This is a genomic window from Streptomyces sp. NPDC031426, from assembly GCF_055581585.1.
Window position 1 is genome coordinate 17,298 of the sequence record NZ_JBVIJE010000047.1, and the last position, 17,720, is coordinate 35,017.

The 17,720-nt window shown below is 68.3% G+C and carries 17 protein-coding genes and 4 pseudogenes; 10 read left to right on the top strand and 11 right to left on the bottom strand.

Translation table 11 applies throughout. The annotated features are described in order from the left end of the window. Nucleotides 1–2: 2 nt before the first annotated feature. A pseudogene (locus ACZ5NH_RS42885) lies at nt 3–116 on the bottom strand (IS630 family transposase); the annotation flags it as partial. On the opposite strand from ACZ5NH_RS42885, the gene ACZ5NH_RS42890 reads away from it, so the two are divergent. Continuing rightward, nucleotides 100–510: a hypothetical protein gene (locus ACZ5NH_RS42890; protein WP_468783576.1), complete on the top strand. Its 411-nt coding sequence runs from the start codon at nt 100–102 to the stop codon at nt 508–510. The pseudogene ACZ5NH_RS42885 and the gene ACZ5NH_RS42890 overlap by 17 nt on opposite strands. A 368-nt stretch (nt 511–878) precedes the next feature. Here the strand turns inward: ACZ5NH_RS42890 and ACZ5NH_RS42895 are convergent. The 7 genes and pseudogenes from ACZ5NH_RS42895 to ACZ5NH_RS42925 form a co-directional block, all read right to left on the bottom strand. Further along, nucleotides 879–1,082 (bottom strand): annotated as a pseudogene (locus ACZ5NH_RS42895) (transposase); the annotation flags it as partial. A 288-nt stretch (nt 1,083–1,370) separates the two neighbouring features. Continuing rightward, nucleotides 1,371–1,601 (bottom strand): hypothetical protein, encoded by a 231-nt coding sequence (locus ACZ5NH_RS42900; RefSeq protein ID WP_468783578.1) that lies wholly within the window; start codon nt 1,599–1,601, stop codon nt 1,371–1,373. 847 nt (nt 1,602–2,448) lie between these two features. Further along, nucleotides 2,449–3,567, bottom strand: coding sequence for an ATP-grasp peptide maturase system methyltransferase (tgmC, locus tag ACZ5NH_RS42905; protein ID WP_468783580.1), 1,119 nt, complete (start codon nt 3,565–3,567; stop codon nt 2,449–2,451). Further along, nucleotides 3,564–4,511, bottom strand: coding sequence for an ATP-grasp ribosomal peptide maturase (gene tgmB / locus ACZ5NH_RS42910; protein ID WP_468783582.1), 948 nt, complete (start codon nt 4,509–4,511; stop codon nt 3,564–3,566). Before tgmB ends, tgmC begins: the two co-directional genes overlap by 4 nt. After that, a complete protein-coding gene (tgmA, locus tag ACZ5NH_RS42915; RefSeq protein ID WP_468783584.1) occupies nt 4,508–4,801 on the bottom strand; it encodes a putative ATP-grasp-modified RiPP in 294 nt (97 codons plus the stop codon). The genes tgmB and tgmA overlap by 4 nt, the downstream gene beginning before the upstream one ends. Nucleotides 4,802–5,218: 417 nt before the next feature. Beyond that, complete coding sequence (locus ACZ5NH_RS42920; RefSeq protein WP_468783586.1) at nt 5,219–5,536, bottom strand: DUF6415 family natural product biosynthesis protein; 318 nt, start codon at nt 5,534–5,536, stop codon at nt 5,219–5,221. Nucleotides 5,537–5,679: 143 nt separating this feature from the next. Then, entirely contained in the window at nt 5,680–6,021 is a 342-nt protein-coding gene (locus ACZ5NH_RS42925) for an ATP-binding protein (protein ID WP_468783588.1), read from the bottom strand. Between the two features lie 473 nt (nt 6,022–6,494). On the opposite strand from ACZ5NH_RS42925, the gene ACZ5NH_RS42930 reads away from it, so the two are divergent. From ACZ5NH_RS42930 to ACZ5NH_RS42955, 6 genes are all read left to right on the top strand, one after another. Next, a complete protein-coding gene (locus tag ACZ5NH_RS42930; RefSeq protein ID WP_468783590.1) occupies nt 6,495–7,778 on the top strand; it encodes an XRE family transcriptional regulator in 1,284 nt (427 codons plus the stop codon). After that, nucleotides 7,775–8,314 (top strand): GNAT family N-acetyltransferase, encoded by a 540-nt coding sequence (locus ACZ5NH_RS42935; protein ID WP_468783592.1) that lies wholly within the window; start codon nt 7,775–7,777, stop codon nt 8,312–8,314. Before ACZ5NH_RS42930 ends, ACZ5NH_RS42935 begins: the two co-directional genes overlap by 4 nt. Before the next feature lie 519 nt (nt 8,315–8,833). After that, the gene (locus ACZ5NH_RS42940) at nt 8,834–9,880 is read left to right on the top strand and encodes a NucA/NucB deoxyribonuclease domain-containing protein (protein WP_468783594.1); all 1,047 of its coding nucleotides are present in this window, start codon (nt 8,834–8,836) and stop codon (nt 9,878–9,880) included. Nucleotides 9,881–9,952: 72 nt separating this feature from the next. Next, nucleotides 9,953–10,549, top strand: coding sequence for a hypothetical protein (locus ACZ5NH_RS42945; RefSeq protein ID WP_468783596.1), 597 nt, complete (start codon nt 9,953–9,955; stop codon nt 10,547–10,549). Nucleotides 10,550–10,876: 327 nt separating this feature from the next. Continuing rightward, nucleotides 10,877–11,548 carry a hypothetical protein gene (locus ACZ5NH_RS42950; RefSeq protein ID WP_468783598.1) on the top strand — a complete coding sequence of 224 codons (672 nt, stop codon included), beginning with the start codon at nt 10,877–10,879 and terminating at the stop codon, nt 11,546–11,548. Nucleotides 11,549–12,081: 533 nt separating this feature from the next. After that, the gene (locus ACZ5NH_RS42955; RefSeq protein ID WP_468783600.1) at nt 12,082–12,576 is read left to right on the top strand and encodes a M1 family aminopeptidase; all 495 of its coding nucleotides are present in this window, start codon (nt 12,082–12,084) and stop codon (nt 12,574–12,576) included. A gap of 147 nt (nt 12,577–12,723) precedes the next feature. Here ACZ5NH_RS42955 and ACZ5NH_RS42960 read toward each other — a convergent pair whose 3' ends face one another. From ACZ5NH_RS42960 to ACZ5NH_RS42970, 3 genes and pseudogenes are all read right to left on the bottom strand, one after another. Then, nucleotides 12,724–13,443, bottom strand: coding sequence for a rhomboid-like protein (locus ACZ5NH_RS42960; protein WP_468783602.1), 720 nt, complete (start codon nt 13,441–13,443; stop codon nt 12,724–12,726). Between the two features lie 396 nt (nt 13,444–13,839). After that, on the bottom strand, nt 13,840–14,370 hold the full coding sequence (locus ACZ5NH_RS42965) for a hypothetical protein (RefSeq protein WP_468783604.1): 531 nt from the start codon (nt 14,368–14,370) through the stop codon (nt 13,840–13,842). A gap of 110 nt (nt 14,371–14,480) precedes the next feature. After that, nucleotides 14,481–14,910: pseudogene (locus ACZ5NH_RS42970) on the bottom strand (winged helix-turn-helix domain-containing protein); the annotation flags it as partial. A 189-nt stretch (nt 14,911–15,099) separates the two neighbouring features. On the opposite strand from ACZ5NH_RS42970, the pseudogene ACZ5NH_RS42975 reads away from it, so the two are divergent. From ACZ5NH_RS42975 to ACZ5NH_RS42985, 3 genes and pseudogenes are all read left to right on the top strand, one after another. Further along, nucleotides 15,100–16,510: pseudogene (locus tag ACZ5NH_RS42975) on the top strand (IS701 family transposase). A gap of 369 nt (nt 16,511–16,879) precedes the next feature. Next, complete coding sequence (locus tag ACZ5NH_RS42980) at nt 16,880–17,404, top strand: hypothetical protein (protein ID WP_468783606.1); 525 nt, start codon at nt 16,880–16,882, stop codon at nt 17,402–17,404. 65 nt (nt 17,405–17,469) lie between these two features. Continuing rightward, a partial coding sequence (locus ACZ5NH_RS42985) for a trypsin-like serine protease (RefSeq protein WP_468783608.1) occupies nt 17,470–17,720 on the top strand: 251 nt, incomplete at its 3' end.

Below are 17,720 nucleotides of genomic sequence, written 5' to 3' on the forward strand. Positions count from 1 at the left end.
AACGCGTAGATCAAGCGGGACCACTCGCCGAGCTTGTAGCAGGCCATGCCCGCCATCGACACCCGCCCGGAGCCCCGGCCCCTGACCTGGACGACAGGGGTGTGGCCGATCCGGCCCCTCGACCACCTCGTCATCACCCGCCGCTATCAGGCCCTCCTCGGCAGCTGCGGCACGTTCGCTGGCACCGACCAGCAGCGCCTCGTCAACGGCCTGGTGGACCTCGAGATCACCGAACGCATCCAGGCCTTCGAGGAAGCCGAAGCTGCTCTCGACGCGCAGGAGCTCGCGCACATCGCCGGCACGCCCGACGAGAAGGCTCCGGGCGTCCACGCGCCGCATGCCCGCCTGCTGCTCCTGCTCCCGGTACTCGGCGATGCCGACCTGCCCAGCGAGGCTGTCGAGCTGGTCGGCGACGCGCTCCTGGGACGACCGACACGAGTCAGACGCAAGTACCGACGCGATTCCAGAACTCCTCAAAACTGTGTCCTCTCGCCGGCAGACCGTTCTTGACGCGTAAATAGAACCTGGTCAGCGGTGGTGTGGGCAGGTCTGGGTCCCGGCGGTCCGGGGGATCGTCGGGTGAGGCCGGGACGGCGCTGTCAGACTGCGGTGTCGATGGGGTTGAGGGTGACGCGGTAGCCGAGCTGGTTGAGCCGGTTGATGGCCTAGCGAGTGGCGCGTTCGGGGTCACGCCGGGCGAAGTAGTCGCCGCCGAGCTCGTGCTAGGCGACGTGGTCGGTGAGCATGTGCCAGACCGCGGTGATGATCGAGTGTTCGACGGCGACCAGGGCCTCGAGCGGGCCGCGGCGCGAGGCCAGACGCTTGTAACTGGTCGATTATGGCGGTGAGCTGGTCGTACTGACCCAGATACAGACGGACCTACGGGCGTGCATGACCCAGGCGTGTGAGCGTTCGACGACCCAGCGCCGGGGCAGAACGACGAACCCGGAGGCGTCCTTCGGGCGGCTGACGGTCTTGATCGTCAGGTTCAGGTAGGTCTTCGCCCAGGTCGCGAGCTGTCCGGCATAGGCGGAGTCGGCCCAGACGATGGGGATCTCGGGGTGCATCAGCCGCAGCCCGAAGGACCCCGTAGAGACGAAGCTCCACACCGCCGTCTGCTCGGGCAAGGTCACGTTGGCCGCAGCACAGCACGCGATCGCCACGGACTGGGCAACGGCCCTGCAGACGCTCGGATTGAGCTGACGGACGACTCTGCACCCCGTCTCGCGGTCGCCGTCGAGACCGCATACATCTACCGCATCGGCCAGGCGCAGCGTACCGTCGGCGGTCCCGCGAAGGGGCGCTCCATCCGGTGCACCATGGCCCGCTGGCTGTACGGTCAGCGGGCCGCGCCATGTCCCGGGCGTGCGCTATGCCGGTCCGCCGTACATCCAGTAGAGGCTGTGGTCGCCTGTCATCGTCTGCTTGCACCACATGGTCTGGCCGCTGCTGTCGGTTGTGGTGGCGTTCAGCGTCGAGCACGGGTCGCCTGGTCCCGGTTGGGCCGTCGCAGCAGGGGTAACCCCGGCGACACCGAGCGCCGCGACGGCCAGGGCCGCCCCGAGTGTGAGAGCCGTCGTGGTGGGTCGTCGTGTGCTCATCGCCATCACCCTCCGGCGTAGATTCCGCGTCTGGTTCAGGATGATCCTTCGCTCTTACGGCCGCATCTTGGAGGTTCGTTCCGCCAGGTGGGGATGCGCGTCGTTATGCGCGAGCGCCCGCCCTGGACGGTGAGGCGGGCACTTCGCCTGCGGTCATGCGCGCTGCTGGCGGTCGGCGACAACGAGGTCCACGGTGTCGGCGGTGAGCACGATGCCGCTTGCTGCGGCGCTTCGGGCTGGTGCATCAGGCCCGCACTGAGCCGTGGGGCCAGACGGTGGCCAGACTTCTCACGGCGGATGGTTTGATCGTCGGGATCTCCTACGCCCCTTGCTTGCACGAAGTGCAGGACGACCAGCACCCCGGGGGAGGCCGGCCCGAGACCGCCTTTATCGGTGGCCGGTGTGCTGCTGATCCGTTGAGTTCACGGGCACCGCTGCCGTCTGTATCCCGGCTTGCGGATTGGGTGTCTGGCAGGCGGGGGCGTTTCCGGCGAGCGCTGCATCTCAGGTTTGGTGGGAGCGTGGTGGCCTCGTCCAGGCTGGCGGGGATCTGCTGGGCACCGTGTGCCGAAGGCTGTCCAATCCGCGTGCTGAGCTTGTTCGGCCAGCACCGACAGCAGGGCGCGCTCCGTTGCTTCGGTGTGGCTGCGGTCGCGGATGAACGCCTTCGTGTATTGGTACTCGCCGACGTGGGGCCTGTAGGTGTCGCCGCCACGAAGGATGTCGTCCAGGCGGTGATGGCGGGCGGTCCGCTCGCGCAGCAGTTGGGCGTGAGGGCGCCGCGCGCAGCGGAAGGCCCCGTCCGTCCGCCACGGGGGAGACGGACGAGCGGGGCCGGTCGTGAGGTCTACCAGTGGATGCTCTGGCCCTCCGGAGTGACATGGATGGTGGCCTCTTCCACTGCTGGCGTCCCTGCGGTATGCCAGCGGCCGAGGTGCTCCTCGACGGCATCCCAGAGCCGGTCAGGACCGCCCTGTCGAACGATCCAGCGGCCGTCTTCTTCGTGGAGCGCGGCGAACGAGCCGGTGGCGACGTCGACGAGTACCTCCTCGGCGTGTTGGCCCTGCCGCAGTTTTAGGCGCTGCGCAGTCGGCATAGCGAATTGTGCGATGAAGCGGGTCGTCCAGTCGTTTAGAACGTCGGCACCGATGACGGCCTCGCGTTCCTTGCCCGTGCTGAGGTTCGGAAGCAGGCCGAGCGGAGGCGCCTGATGGGGGCGGGCGAGCATGAAACTGACCTGTCCGCCCAGCACCGACCCGGATGCCGTGCCGTCTTCGTGGACCGTCACGCGTACCAGTTCGGACGCGCTCAGCCAGCCACCGATGGTCGTCAGGATCTGTCCGCCGGGCCGGGTCTGTTCGAGCCAGGCCCCAGGCACCGTCTGTACGGCGCAGGTGGCGATGATCCGGTCGTACGGCGCTTCCTCGTTCTCGCCGAGGAGGCCGTCCCCGATCAGGAGGTTGGGGTACGTACCCAGCCGGCCGAGAGCCTCCCGGGCCCGCAGAGCCACCTGTTCGTCGTACTCGATGGAGGTGACGCGGCCGTCACCCAGGCGGGCGCAGAGCACCGCGGTCGAGTAGCCGGTGCCAGTGCCGATCTCCAGCACCTTCATGCCCGGCTCCATCTCGAGGTCCTCGAGCATGCGCAGCACGAGCGAGGGGAGCGTGCTCGAGCTGGTCGGTTCCCGCATGATCTCGCCGCGGATGTCCGTCGGCTTGATCGTGCCTGCGATCTGCGTAACCAGGGACTCATCGGCGTAGCAAGCCGCGAGCCAGCCGTCCCCGTCCTCCAGGACCGGGGCCCAGGCGGTGGGCGACGAGCCGGGCACCATGCGGAAGAAGCCGTTGCGGAGGAATTCGTGCCTGGGCACGGTCGCGGCGGCGTCCTTCCACGGCTGTGTGCGCAGGGAGCCGCTGGCGGTCATGTGGTCGATGAGCTGCCCAAGGAGCTGGTCGTGGTCGCTCACGGCTTCCTTTCCAGTAGGTCGGCAAGGGCTGCACACATCGGCAGACCGGTCTCGTGCTCCAGCCAGTGCCATTGGCCGGACGGGTTGCATTCCAGGAACCACCATTGCCCTTCGGCGTCCAGGGCGAAGTCGAAAGCGCCGAAATGGAGCCCGAAGTGGTCCATGTACTCATGGAGCGACAGCTCGATCTCTTCGGGCGTGCGCACGGGCGTGTAGCTCAAGCGGCTGTAGTCGGTCCGCCAGTCCAGGAGGTCGGAGTCGATCCGGACACTGAAGGTGCGCGGGCCGATGACGGTCACACGGATGTCGGCTGTCTTCGGTACGCGCTGCTGGAACATGTGGGCAGTGCCGGCCACCCGCAGGTCGATGCCCTCGGCGGTCACCTCGGCGATCTTGACGACGGAGGAGACGTCGTCGATCCGATAAGTGGGGTTCCACAGGGGCTTGTAGATCGCGGGGCTGTGCCGCTTGATGAAGGCTCGGGCGGCGTCGGGGGTCGACGTGATCAGCGTGCGCGGCACCTGGAGGCCGGCCTCCACCGCGGCGGCCAGGCCGGAGGGCTTGAATTCGGCGTCGCCGATGAAGTGTGGGTGGTTCACGTACAGGCAGTCGGGAAGAGATGCGATCACGCCCCCGAGGCCGTACCGGGCCTGGGTGATGGCGAACCGTGCGTCCTGCTCGTCGAGGTGCGGGAAGGCGAAGCCGGTCGGGCGCCGGTAGTACAGCGCGCGGACATGGTCGAGTTCGGCAGTACGGGACGGGGTTTCGATGCTCCCCCGGATGCCGTCCTGGGTGATCTCTGCCTCCACCGACAGTGATGCGGGGAAGTCCCCCGAGTCGAACCGCACGACCGGGACACCCCGGTCGTGCAGTTCGGTGATCACCACGTCGGCGGTGGGGTCGTACAGACTGGTGACGACCAACACCGGACGCGGGTCACTCACTGGTCGTTGTCGCTGCCCTGGTCGCTGTCCTGGGTGCTGCCGTTGCCGTCGGGGCTGGTGCCCGTGGAGGGGCTGGTGCCGGTGCTGGTGCCGTGGCCGGGCATCTCCATCACCTGGCCGGAGTGGTCGAAGAACACGGCGGTCTGGGTAGAGGGGTTCAGCTCGGCCCGGGCGTAGCCGGGGGTCATCGTCGGGTAGGGCGCCATGCGACTGAGGCCCCAGGGGGCCGGGGTGATGGTGCCCTGTGGGACCGCCGTGCTCGTGGGCAGGCGGTCGGAGTGGACGAACATGCGTCTCCTCTGTGTCGCAGTTGCAGGGGTGGGTGGGCGGGCTCGCTGCAGACGTGGAGCCCGGGGAAGGCTCCGCGGGCCCGCCCGACGCCGGCCGCCTGTCCTTCGTGCGTGTGGCCAACCGGCGCGTCGGTCCCCGGCGCGGGGCGGTGTTCGAGCCGTGGGGGACGGTTCGGTGTTGTCCATCCCCGCGCCGGGAGTCTTTGGTCTGCCCGATGGCCAGGGCCGGGAGGGCCTCCGGGCCGCCGAGCAGAACTCATGCGGTAGGCGTGCGGTTCACCGGCCACCGGTCCGGGCCGAGTACGGCGCGTACGGTCTTGCTGCCGCGTTCGTGCGGCAGGAACCATGTGACCTGAGTTCCCAGGCGGGCGACGTGCCACAAGCCGCGGCCCTTTTCCCCACGGATGGCAGCCTCGGTCACGGCACCTCGCTCAGGGAGTCCGGCGCCTTCACGCACCCAATCTCGACCAGCAGCTCGAGTAACTCCTGGACCGCCCAGCCCATTCGCCGCAGGTGGCTCACAGCCTTTTGGTAGTCGCCCGGCATCTGGGCCTGGATCGACTGGCGGGCGCTGGCGATGTGTTGTACGGCCCGTGGGCCCTGCTTCTCGACCTCGAATGTGGTGGCGATCTCTACGAGCTGCATCAGGTCGCCGCGCAGTCGCTGGCCCAGTTCTTCCACCCGCTCCTCGGACGGTGCCACGATGTCGAGCACATCGCCGGCGTCGTCAAGCAAGGCGTCCCCGTCGTAGGGCTTCCAGGCACAGAGCGCCGTCAGCGCTGCCCGTAAGGCTGCCTCGGTGGGGGGCTGTGCGGGTTCCGCCGAGTGGTTCCACCTGGGCACGGCCCCGCTGGTGCGGCTGGGGAGCATGGTCGTGGTCACTGGCTCTCGCCCTTTCTGCGGAGGTCGCACCACACGCCGGTTCCCTGGTCGTTGCTGCCCCAGGTCCCCCCGTTCTCCTTCACCAGTGCTGCGACGAGGGCGAGCCCCCTGCCCGCTTCGGCGTCGTCATCTGGGTCGTGGGGCTCGATGGTGGCCGGCATTCCGTCGTCGACCGTGATGCGGAGAAAGCCGCCCTGGAGGATGAGGCGGAGCCGGATCTCCTGGGTGCCGCTGTGGAGGAGGGCGTTCGTCAGCAGCTCGGAGACGATCAGCATCGCGTCGTCCAGCAACGCCTCGCATCCGCCGAACCGGATTTTCGCGGCAGCGATCCGACGCATGGTGCCGATGCGCCACGTGTCCTCTCGGCGGGGTGGCGCATCACCGCGGCGCGGAGCGACCCGAATGCATTCGTCCATGAGGTCCCCGTCACGGTGGAGACCGGCGTGTGGCGCCCATACGGCTGTCGTCGTCATCACGTCCTCTGGGGGGAGCGCGTGGCCAGCAGGGGGGATTCAGCGGCGTCTAAGGCGCTTCGACGGGTGCGCCCCGAGGCCGGGAGGTGGGCAGTCGTCATGTCGTTTGCCTCGCGCTCGCGGTCGGTTCGGCGCCCTGCCCATCCCTTACGGGGGCGAAGGAACGGGCAGGGCCGTCAGCGGCCAGTCGCGCGGGCAGCAGCTGGCCGGTAACCAGGTAACTCCGGTGCGTGGCAGGCTGGTTAGGGCGATCGGACGCTGATCCGACAGAAGACCCTAGGGTGATTTGACTGTCGCTTTGCCTGACGGGCGTGCGGCGTAACCGCTACGGTGCGGGCATGGAAGCCACGCGCAATGAGGCTCTTGAGGCGTGGATGGAAGAGCACGGCTACAGTTCCAATAGCCTGGCTGAAGCGGTGAATCAGGCCCATGAGCGCCTTACCGGGCGGCCCGGCGGACTGGACGGCTCTTCCATCCGGGGCTGGAAGGCGGGCAAGGTCCGGTGGCCCAAATCCGCCCAGCGCGCAGCACTTGAGGACGTCAGCGGCCTGCCCGCAGCCGCTTTAGGGTTCGTCCCACGGGGCCGGACTCCGTCCACCCCAGCCCCACCGCAGGAGGACCCCGATATGAAGCGTCGTAACCTCGTCGGCGGCATCGCTGCCGCCGCCGCAGCAGCCGCCGCCCCCGGCACCGTAGGACCCCGCCGTATCGGCATGAGCGACGTCGAGCGCCTACAGCGACGCTTCGCCGAGATCATCGCCAGTGACCACCGCTACGGCGGCCAGCTCGGCATCGAGCAGCGGGCCGCCGCGCTCGCCGACGAGGCACTGAACCTCCAGAACGCCGGCAGTGCCACCCAGCGCGTACGCAACAACCTCTACGCGTGCGCCGCCTCGTTCCGTTCCTCCGCGATGTGGGCGGCGATCGACGGCCGCCGATACTCCGACGCCAAGGCGCACATGCGCGAGGCCCAGGCCCTCGCCGAGATGAGCGGTGACCAAGAGATCAAGTTCCGCATCTGGAGCCATACGGGAACCATGTTCCGGCACATCGGCCGGCCCGCCGAAGCCTCTGCCGCGAACGACGTCGCGCGCAACCTGCACATCACGCGCCGGGATCCGATGTTCGCCTCCCTCGGCTTGGCCCGTCAGGGAGCCATCTATGGCGCAGCCCAGGACCGCGCCAGCGCCCGCCGCGCGTTCGCCCAGGCCGAGGAAGCCCTTGATCGCGCTGACCCTCACGCCTACCGGCCAATGTGGCTGCTCGCCTTCTACGACCAGGCTGAGCTGCATTCACTCGCGCTCTCTGCCTACCTCTCCCTCGGTAACTACCCGACTGCGGAATCCCACGCCCACCGCTGCCTGTCCACCCTGCGGCCGCACATGCGCCGGTCCCACGCCATCACCACCACGCGCCTCGCACACGCTCAACTCGCCCAAGGCGACGTCGAAGCCGCCACGGCCACCGCCATGAAGGTTCCCGCCGACGCCGCTACCCAACACGCCCGTGTCTCCCGGATGCTGCAAGAATTCGGTGCAGCGCTGCGTGCGCGGGCGCCGCGCAGCTCCACCGTGCAGACCTGGACCGAGCACACCCGCGACGCCTGGAAGGCCACCGCATGACCACCGCGCCCGTGACCGAACTCCGCACGTTCCCCGATCTGGAGCTCATCCGTGGTGACGTGATCGACGTGTACGCGGAGGTTCGTGCCCCGCTGCTCCATCTGCCGAACTATGCAATCCACGCGTTCGGCGAGCGGCTGGACCGGCACGGTGCCGAGCCGGGGTTCACGGCCGTCCTCGCATACGCGGACGATCAGCCGGTCGGCTACGTCTACGGCAACCGCATCGAGCATGGTGACCGGTACTGGCAGCGCACCACCCCGGAGCCGGCGGAGGAATACACCAGCCGCCCGGCTGTGGCCTTGAAGGAGATCGGCGTACGGCCAGCGTGGCGGAAGACCGGCACCGCCCGGCGAATGCACGACACCTTCCTCGCCACGCGAGATGAGCCGAACGTGACGCTCATGGTGAACCCAGCGGCCGGCGACGGGAAGGTCCACAGGCTCTACGAGTCGTGGGGCTACCGCGACATCGGTCAGAGCCAGCCATCAGCGGCCTCGCCGGTCCTCACCGTCATGATCCGCGCCACCCATTGACGCGGGCGGCCCCGCACGGGACCAGAACCCGAGATTGATCACGACCTCACACGGGCCCTAACGGGACAGGTGCGTGCCAGCCGCTCCACGAGGTCACACACGCTTGCCCGCCAGACTCGAAAGGGGGATAGAGGGGGGCCGTCACGGTCGTGAGAGGCACAGCGTGGCGTCTCGATGCCGTCGTGTGCTCGTGCGGGGGCGGGGTACGGCCTTTGGCAGCGTTGCATCTCTCGGGGATTCTTGGCGGGCTCGGGCAGGAAAGCCAGGGGCCGACGACCTGACCAGCGTTTCCAGGCCGACCGTGGCGGGCTGGTTGTGGCTGGGGTTGTTCGGTGGTCGCGGCTGTCTGCTGGTCACAGCGTTTTCTGCCCTTTCGTTCACGGCTCATCTTTGGCTGAAATCGGCCAAAAAGGCATGCACTCTGTGAGGTTGGCGTGCTTGTATGCCGCCAACGCGACGGGGATAGCGCAGTGTTGACCGCTGGATCCCTGTCGGCTGCTTCAACACAGGGGGTACAGGTTGAAAATCAGAGCTCTGCTTGCCACGGGGGCGGTGGCGCTGGGAATGCTGGGAGCAGCCGCTCCGTCGGCCCTGGCCGACCAGTCCGGTACCGGACAGCTGCGGGTCACCATCGGCCCGACCCGGGCCCAGGTGACCGGACTCGCTGCCGGTCCGGCGTCCAATGCCACTTGCACGATCAACAAGATCACGATCAACCGGTACAGTGAGTGTGAGTGGGTCACCATCCACGTCGACGTCATTAAGGTCATCGACGGTAAGCCCGAAATCGAAGGCACCGTTGATTTCGACGTCAAGCACCAGATGACCCTCAAGGTGAACTCCGCGAATTGGTCGGAGCAGTTCACCGTCTCCAAGGCGCGGACCACCCGCGCGGGCTCGGGCGTGGCCGTCGACATCGGTGCTGCGTCCGGTGGCGGGACGAAGGCCGCGGTGCATTTCCCGCAGGGTCACATCCTCAGCAGCGGCGCGGCGAGCGGCAGCGTCGACTACAAGACCGGGGCCATCCCCAAGGGCCATGTCAACGCCAAGGCGAAGACCCACTACACGTACACCTTCACCAAGCCCGGCTACACCCCTGGCAGCGTCTCCTACGACTCGGTCGTCTATCGGTGCGACAACTACTACGGCAGCAGTCGGGCCAGCCGGTCCGGGTGCGCCATTCCGGAAGTGCCCACCGCGGTCAGCATGGTCGGCATCCCCTACATCGACGACGGGATCCGCCGGCTGCGTTCCAGCGGCGGCCACTACGGTGACCCCTACGGCGGCCAGCCCCTGCACTGGATGATCAACCCCACGCAGGAGGACAACAACCGCAAGGCGGTCTGCCCGACCAAGGCCCCGCCGGACATGCAGCGCGCCGGCCGCACCTCGTGCGACGAGTACCCGTTCGCCTCGACCAAGGAAGGCGGCACCCACCTGCCCGCCAACCAGCGGGAGATCACCTGGGTGCACATCCAGGAGAACCGGAGCCAGGGCGGCCGCATCACCGCCTGGCGCGGCAAGATGCACGTCATGGACGGCGACCCGTTCTACGTCATCGTCTGAGCGCCGCCCCCCTTGTCCCGCCTCTGTGCCGGGGCAAGGGGGCACCCTTCTCCGCTGAAGGAGGCTTGCCTCATGCTGGTCCGTGAAGCGACGTTCACCGTCGATGTGGGAGAAAACGGCTACCTCATCGGATTCGACGACGACTACGACTGGCCCAAGGAGATGCCGTTCGGCTGGCGGTGCGGCCCGGCCACCGACAGCAACGCCATCGTGATGCCCACCACCGACACCGGCCCCGTACATATGATCATCCAGGTCCACGACGGCCCTCCGGCACCCGAGAGCGGCAACGACTGGGAGCCGCCGGAAGAAATCAGCCTGCGCGCCGACTACCCCGAACTGTGCCTCGCCGTCATCAGGAGCGAGTTCTGGGATGCCTGGCCAGAAGACGAACCCCCGCTCGAGGTGCCGCCCTCCGACGAGGACGAGCAGTGGGTACGGATGCGCCTGTACTGCCACGCCGACGACCCCGAACCGGGCATCGGGGACCACGGCGAACGCCATCTAGTCCAGCTCTGGCGCGCTCCCCAGACGCCCAGCGTGCACCCGGAGATCACAGACGCCGACCGGCAGGCCCGGACCGAGTACGCCGCGCAAATGAACGTACCGGTGGACGAGTACACCACGACCTACCCCCTCACCTACACCCCCGATGACCAACCAGACTGACCTCCTTGGCCGTGCCGTAGTCGCCTCGTCGGACACCGGGATCGCAACTGCCGCGGCGCAAGGCGCGATACCCGATGCGACGAAGATGCTCACGGCCCAGGCCTCTGAACTGCGCTGCCCTTCAAGGACCGGCAGGCCAACCGTCGTGCGCAGCGCAGGGCGGTGGCGGTCACCGTCGACGCCAAAACGAACAGGCGTGGGGCGCATGGGCACGCCGCGCCGTCTGGGTGTGCCCGGCGCACACCCGTGCGCCCATGCTGGGCGGTAGGAGGGCGTCTTGGTGGGGGAGCATGTGCGCAGTTGTCGCTCGTCCGTGAAGGGGTAGTTATGAGTTTCATCCGCCGCGCGGTGCCACCGGTGCTGCTCTCGTTCATGGTGCTGACAGGTTGTTCATCCGCCTCGCACTCCGGGGCGGATACATCGGGGAAGGGCGGAGCGTCGTCGGCAGGGTCGCCGGGCAGTGCCGTATCAGCAGGTACGACGAAGATCCCGGTGGGTGCGGGGCCGCAGACGACGTACACGGTGCAACAGCAGCCGCCTGCGGGTAGCTGCCACTACCGGTACGAGAAGGGCGAGCCTCTGGAGGACCCGGCGTGCACGCCGGGTGCGACCTCACCGGCGGTCACGCAGGCGAACTTGCCCACGACGATCTGTCGGAAGGGCGGCTACACCAAGAACATCAGGCCGCCGGAGGCGATCACGCGGAAGGAGAAGGCGGCGAACGCCGCCTCGTACGGCTACCAGGGCAGCCTCAAGGATTCTGAGTACGACCACCTCCTATCCCTGCAGCTCGGGGGTGACCCGAACGACGCCCGCAACCTGTGGGTCGAGCCGGCCGATCCGGGTCACAGGCCAGGAAGCGGCATCAACAACAAGAAGGACCCCGTGGAGACGAAGCTGCACACGGCCGTCTGCTCCGGGAAGGTCTCCCTTGCCGCCGCGCAGAACGCCATCGTCACCGACTGGACCACAGCCCTCAGCAGGCTCGGCATCAACTGAGGTGCCGCATCCTCTGCTTCACGAACAGCAGCTCCGCTGCTGGTGTGCCATCGTGGTGGCTCGCTGGGTCCGCCGCTTTCCCCCGTAGCGGCGGCCCAGTTCTCGTCTTGACTGTCCCCTCTCGCTGCGAACGGCACGCCGAACGGCCCGCGTTGCCGGGGGTGGGCGGACCATGCACGCGCACGGCGCGCTCATGGCCTCCGAGAAGACCGCAAGGCCTGGAATCCACCGGCGGTCGCGGCGGCACCGGCCGCCGGCTCAGTACCCAGGCGAATTCGCCCTACAGTTCGATCACCGATCAACAGTGCCGTACTCTCTGCTAGTCCTATCGCCTGCGTGGCGGAGAGCCATGCCAAGTGGGGGAATTCAGCCCAAAAGTGAGCAGAGCCTGCGGATACGCAGGCCGCCGACGCCGTTTCCCCGGTGGTCGGGGCCGAGTTCGATCGGCCCGAGGTGGATCTCCGTCGGCCGGTCTCCGACGCGGACCATCCTCGCCTCGCCGCCGTCTGCGGTGATTCAGCTCCCGGCGGAGGGTGCTCGACGGCGGCCGTACGTGGGAGACGCTCGGCGCCCACGAACTCGTCCACCCGTGGTACGGCAACAGCGTGAGCCTGCGGGACTGGCGTGACATCTGGCTCAACGAGGGCCTCGCCACCTACGGCGAATGGCTCTGGTCGGAGCGCACCGGCGGGGACTCCGCCGACACCATCGCCCGCCCGGCGTGGCACACGCTGGCGAAAAGCCCGCAGCGCCTGCGGATCGCGGACCCCGGCCCGGACCGCATCTTCGACGACCGCGTCTACGACAGGGGCGCCTGTACGCTCCACGCCCTGCGGCTGACACTGGGCGACGACCGCTTCTTCGCCCTGCTGCGCGGCCGGCACCAGGCACACCGCGGCCGCAGCGCCGACACCGCCGCCTTCCTCGCTCATGCCGGGCGGTACTCACCGATCGCGGTCGAGCCGCTGCTGCACACCTGGCTCTACGAGAAAAGGCTCCCGCCCTTGCCACCCGCAACACCGTCCTGAGCCCGGCCCGATGGTGATTCCGGTCGGTCGAACCGGAGCCCGCCTCGAAGTCCAGCACGCTGATGCGGTGCTGGTGGTGGGCGGGGACGAACAGCACCTTCTCGCTGCAGTTCTTCCCATGGCTGTCGGCCTGAGACAGCGAACCGCTCAACGCCCGCCGATCGGGACTGCTCCTGGCGTACCCCGCGCACCGACGCTCTTGTTCCTCATCGCGGCACTCCCGCTCGGCAATGCGGCGCCGACGCGATCGGGTGCGACGGGCATCGTGCGTACTGGGGGGCCGGACGGGGCGCGCAGCCACGCCGTGCGGGCGGCGAGGGAGCCCAGCGCGAGGGAGGCCAGGTGGCCGACATCCGCGAGCTCCTGGTCGTACAGCAGCGCGGCCGTCAGCGCCGCGGCGAGCAGAGGCAGGCCATAGCGGCGGAGCCCGCCGGCGGTGAGGGCGAGCAGGCAGGCGGCGGTCGTCACCAGACCGTAACTGATGCCCACGTCACGGGTCCGGGTGGGCACGCCTGGCAGATGGGCGACGTGCATCAGCCACAGGGCGCCCTCGGTGAGCAGGGTCGCGGTGAGGTGACCGAAGACGAAGACTCCGCACGCGCGCAGCGTCCCCCAGCGCCACTCGGCGCATCCCAGAACCCCGGCCACCGCGGCGATACCGACCAGGGCCGGTACACCGTCGACCACCAGACCGCTCGTGAACAGGGTCCACCACTTGCCGACATCCAGGTGGTGCACGTTGCTGCTGTTGTGGCGCATGAAGCGGGCCCGTTCCGCTGCCCGTTGTCCCTTCAGCCACGATGCGGTGACCAGCAGGGCCGTCACGTATACGGCGGTGCCCGGCAGCCGCCGCCTCAACGTCTCCACAGCCCTCATTTCCCTGCTTTCGTGCGCTTTTGATCTACGCTTGCCACCCGCGTTCGGGCGCTCAAGGGCGATGTGCCCGCCCTTCCCGGGAAGAGACCGTCGGCCACCACGCCCGGTTCCGACGGCGGCCAACATGAGAGGGATTCTCACCAAGCGATGCTGTAGTGCTCCGCAACGATCAATGGCCCGAGAAGCGCGGCAAGGAGTTCGCATGGTGGAGAGCCGGACGCACGGGTCTGCGCGGACGCCGGGCGGTAGCGGCGTCGGTCGCACGATGGTCAGTCGGCGTGGGGCATTGGCCGCGATGGCGGCGGCCTCGGGATGACGGTCCGTCCGGTCTCCGTGCCCCCACCGATCTGGAGCCCGAGCGGCGGGCACGGGTACGGGCTCCCGCTGTCAGGCCAGCTCGCGGATCACCGGGGTCAGCCACTGGCGATACGCCGCGGCGTCCTCCCGCAGAACCCGGCTCACCACGACATGTTTCTCCGAGACGCGCCAGCCGACCGCGCCAACGACTGGCAGCTCCGTCACCTGCAGTTCAAAGGGACGGGCCTTGCGCCCTATCTCCGTCTCCACCGCCCGGACGAGGTTGCCTTCATGGCCACGGCGATCACCGCGCGTCATGAGCTCCGCGTCCTCGCGGCCCCGGGCAGAACTCCACCGCACGGCATCATCGAAGCACTCGCGCACCAGCAGTCCGAGGTCCTCGCCGTCCCCGAACCTGGACTCCGGCGCAAAGAACCCACGATGGGGCCCTTCCTGCCGCGTCAATTCGCGTTCCCACCACCGGGCCCACTGCACCGACGCCTCCGGGACCGCAAGAGGCGTGAGGCTCGCCCGCGCTTCGACCGCTGGCACCAGCGGCGGCACATCGATGGCAGTGGGCGGACGCAGACCAGCCGCATCCCGCACGAATAATCCGATCACGAGCTCCTGCGAGGTCCCACTTCGGACCTGCCAGGTGGACGATCCTGCATATCGCATGACGGACATCCTCCGCCGCTGACGCTGCCCAGACCAGCGGATTTCGGGGGATCCCAGCCGGCCACCGCCGCCTCGTCGCGCTCCACCGCCCGGCGGGCCGGCATCTGGCAGCTCCAGCCGTGCCGCCTTGAGCAGCGCGGCAACGCCCTGCACGGTGTAGCTCTTGTTGAACCGGCGTCCGATGACGGTCTTGATCCGCGACAGGGTCCAGGTCTGGTCCGGCCAGCCGTGCGCCACCGGTCCCTTGGCCAGCTCCTGCTCCAGCACGGCGAACAGTTCGTCACTGAGCAGCGGCAATGATGCAGGCCCCTTCGAGGCCAGGGCTCTCGGCCCGTCCTGGGCCCAGGCCCTGCGCCAGCGCTGTACCGACCGGACGCTGACCCGCAGGTCGTGTGCGATGACCGCGTTCTCCTCGCCCTGAGCGAACCGCCCGGCTGCCTCCATCCTCAACTTCTCGCGGAAGGCCCGCCGTTCGTCGGTCAGCCCGCCCCCTTGCGCCTACCTCATGCAGTCGGCATACCGCCGGGATCATGGACCGTCAGCCCATACCGACACCCCGCTTTGAAGCTCAGTAGCGGTAGTTCGTTAAATCCGGCGGTGGTGTGGGTTGACGTCAGGTCGGGTTGGTCGTAGGCCGGTGGGAGGAGTCAACTGCCTTGCTGGGGGCTGAAGATGACCGCTCGCCGTCCGTGTCCGCCTGCGCCGGGGCCGTTGGAGGGCTACGCGGCCCGGTTCGACGACCTCTTCTTCAGTCTCGCCCAGCGGCGGGGGTTTCGCGAGTACCTGACCGGGCTGCTGGCGCCGCGGGAGCGGAACAAGACGCTCACCTGTCTGGCGGGGGCGGAGCCGGTGGCGGGTGCGGGGATGCCGGGGGTGCAGCGGCTGCAGTTCTTCTTGTCCGAGTCGCCCTGGGAGGTCGAGCAGGTCAACGACCGGCGCCTTGAGCTGCTGCGAGAGCAGCCGGCGACCGCTCCGCACGACGGTGGGGTCATCGTGATCGACGATTCCGGGGACCGCAAGGACGGCATGGCCACCGCGCACGTGGGCCGGCAGTGGCTGGGTCGGTTGGGCAAGACGGACAACGGCATCGTCACGGTGACCACGGTGTGGACCGACGGCCGCGTGTACTACCCGCTGCACGCGACTCCCTACACCCCTGCCCACCACTTCGCCCGCGGCCGCTCGGATCCGGCTTTCCGCACCAAGCCGCAGCTGGCTGCTGCCCTCGCGGTCCGCGGGAAGCGGGCGGGCTTCGGCTGCCGGGCGGTGGTCGCCGACTGCGCCTACTCCGTCAGCGACGACTGGTACCTCGCGCTGCGCGAAGCCGGCCTGCCCTACGTAGTAGCCCTCAAGCCGCGCAACGGTGTCTGGGCCCCGGCCCACGAGCCGCACACTCCCATCGAAGCCGCACACGCCCTGACCTGGAAGGATGCCAAGCGTCCCGGCGACTGGGCAGCTGTGGAGCGTCACTTCCGCGACGGGCACACCGAGACCTGGTGGGCCGCTGACGCCCGCCTGGGCGGCTACGGACCCGACTCACCCTGCCGGCTGGTCGTGGCCACCACCGACCCGGCCAGCCTGCCGGAGAAGGCCACCTGGTACCTGGCCACCAACCTGCCCCACCCCGACGCACCCCACGCCACCACCGGCCCGCACCCGCCGGCCGACCTCGCCGAGATCGTCCGCCTCTACGGACTGCGGCCGTGGATCGAGCAGAGCTACAAACAGATCAAGGACGAACTCGGCTGGGCCGACTTCCAAGTCCGCTCCGACCGCGCTATCCGCCGCCACCAGAACCCTGGTCAACTGTGCCTTCTCCTTCTGCTGGGACCAATGGTTCGCCCCACCGGGACCCCTGGACGCCACCGCGCCGGACCCGTGCCCCGACGAGGGCCCAGAGAGGGGGCCCAGCCATACCCATCCAGCCCCAACCGCCCTGCTGGCCAAGGGCCTTACGGGCCATCCGCTCCTGGCTCACCCCCGCCATCGCCCTCACCCGATGGTGGCGAGCCTGGACGGACACCGACCCACCCTGCGAACTCCAGGCGCTGATCGACGCGGTCACCACAGGACACGGCATTGACCTCTACCTCCGGATTTAACGAACTACCGGTAGGAATGTGTCGCCTTCCGCTCCCTTCTCTATTTTTAGGTAAAGACTCACTAAATTGGTGTAATACGAAACCATATTAAATGGCGTGCAGGGTGCCGGTGTGAGGTCCGTTGGTGTTTTGTGTGTGTTGTCCAATGTTTGTGACGCTACGTGCTCACCTCACCGTGAAATTGACATGCAGGTTCCGTGAACTTTCTATGAGGATGGTCACGTTGTTTCCAGACCTGACGCTGTTTTAGGGTCTCCGTCGACCACTTATTTTTGCTTTACGTCTGTGTGCGCGGGGGGCTGCAGATGTTACTTCGTCATGCCGTTACCCGTGCCTGGAAAGGAATTCGGGTGACTCCTCGTATGCGCAGGATGCTCCCCGTCGCGGGGGTTGCTGTCTTTCTGGCGATCGTGGGCACGCCGATGCTCGCGTCCGCCGACCCGCAGCCGACAGGGGGAACTGCCGGGGCCACACCGCCGTCCGCGGTGGAGGACTACGCGTATCCGAACGCGGATCAGATCCAGCGGGACCAGGGCATCAAGCTGATCAAGGGTGACGGGCACATCACCCTCGCCAAGTGCGACGACTCCGCCCAGCAGATCAAGGTCCTCACCGTGCAGGGGCAGAGCGGCAACCCGCAGGGCGCGTACTGCTTCAAGGCGAGCGCCAAGAGCGGCTACCTCTCCCTCGAACTCCCGCGGGTGTTCGCCCTGGAGACCGCCGACCACCCGATCAGTGCCGATCTGCGGCCGCAGGCGGATCCCTCGGCGCCGGCCAAGACGGTGACCGTGGACAAGAACGGCTACCAGAGCGTGGGCGAGGGCGCGGCCGGTGGTGCGCCGGCCGTGCTGCTGGAGTTGCGGGTCACCGGCTGACCCGGCCCCGGCCTCTGCCTGCCCTCCCTCTAACCCGTTCTCGCATGACAGCAAGGAATATTTTCATGTCTGGCTTTAGTCCGCGCGCCGCGTGGACCGGCGGCGTGATCGCCGCCACCTCGCTGGCGGCCGCCGCTCTGAGTGTCACGCCCGCCACCGCCGTGTCCGGCCCGACCGCTTCTGCCGCGGTCTCGGCCGCCAACGCCCGCCTCGATGTGGGTGGCGAGCGCGGCTGTTCGGCCACCCTGGTGGCCGCGCAGTGGCTGCTGACCGCCGCGAGCTGCTTCACCGACACCCCGGGCGGCACGCTCGCCTC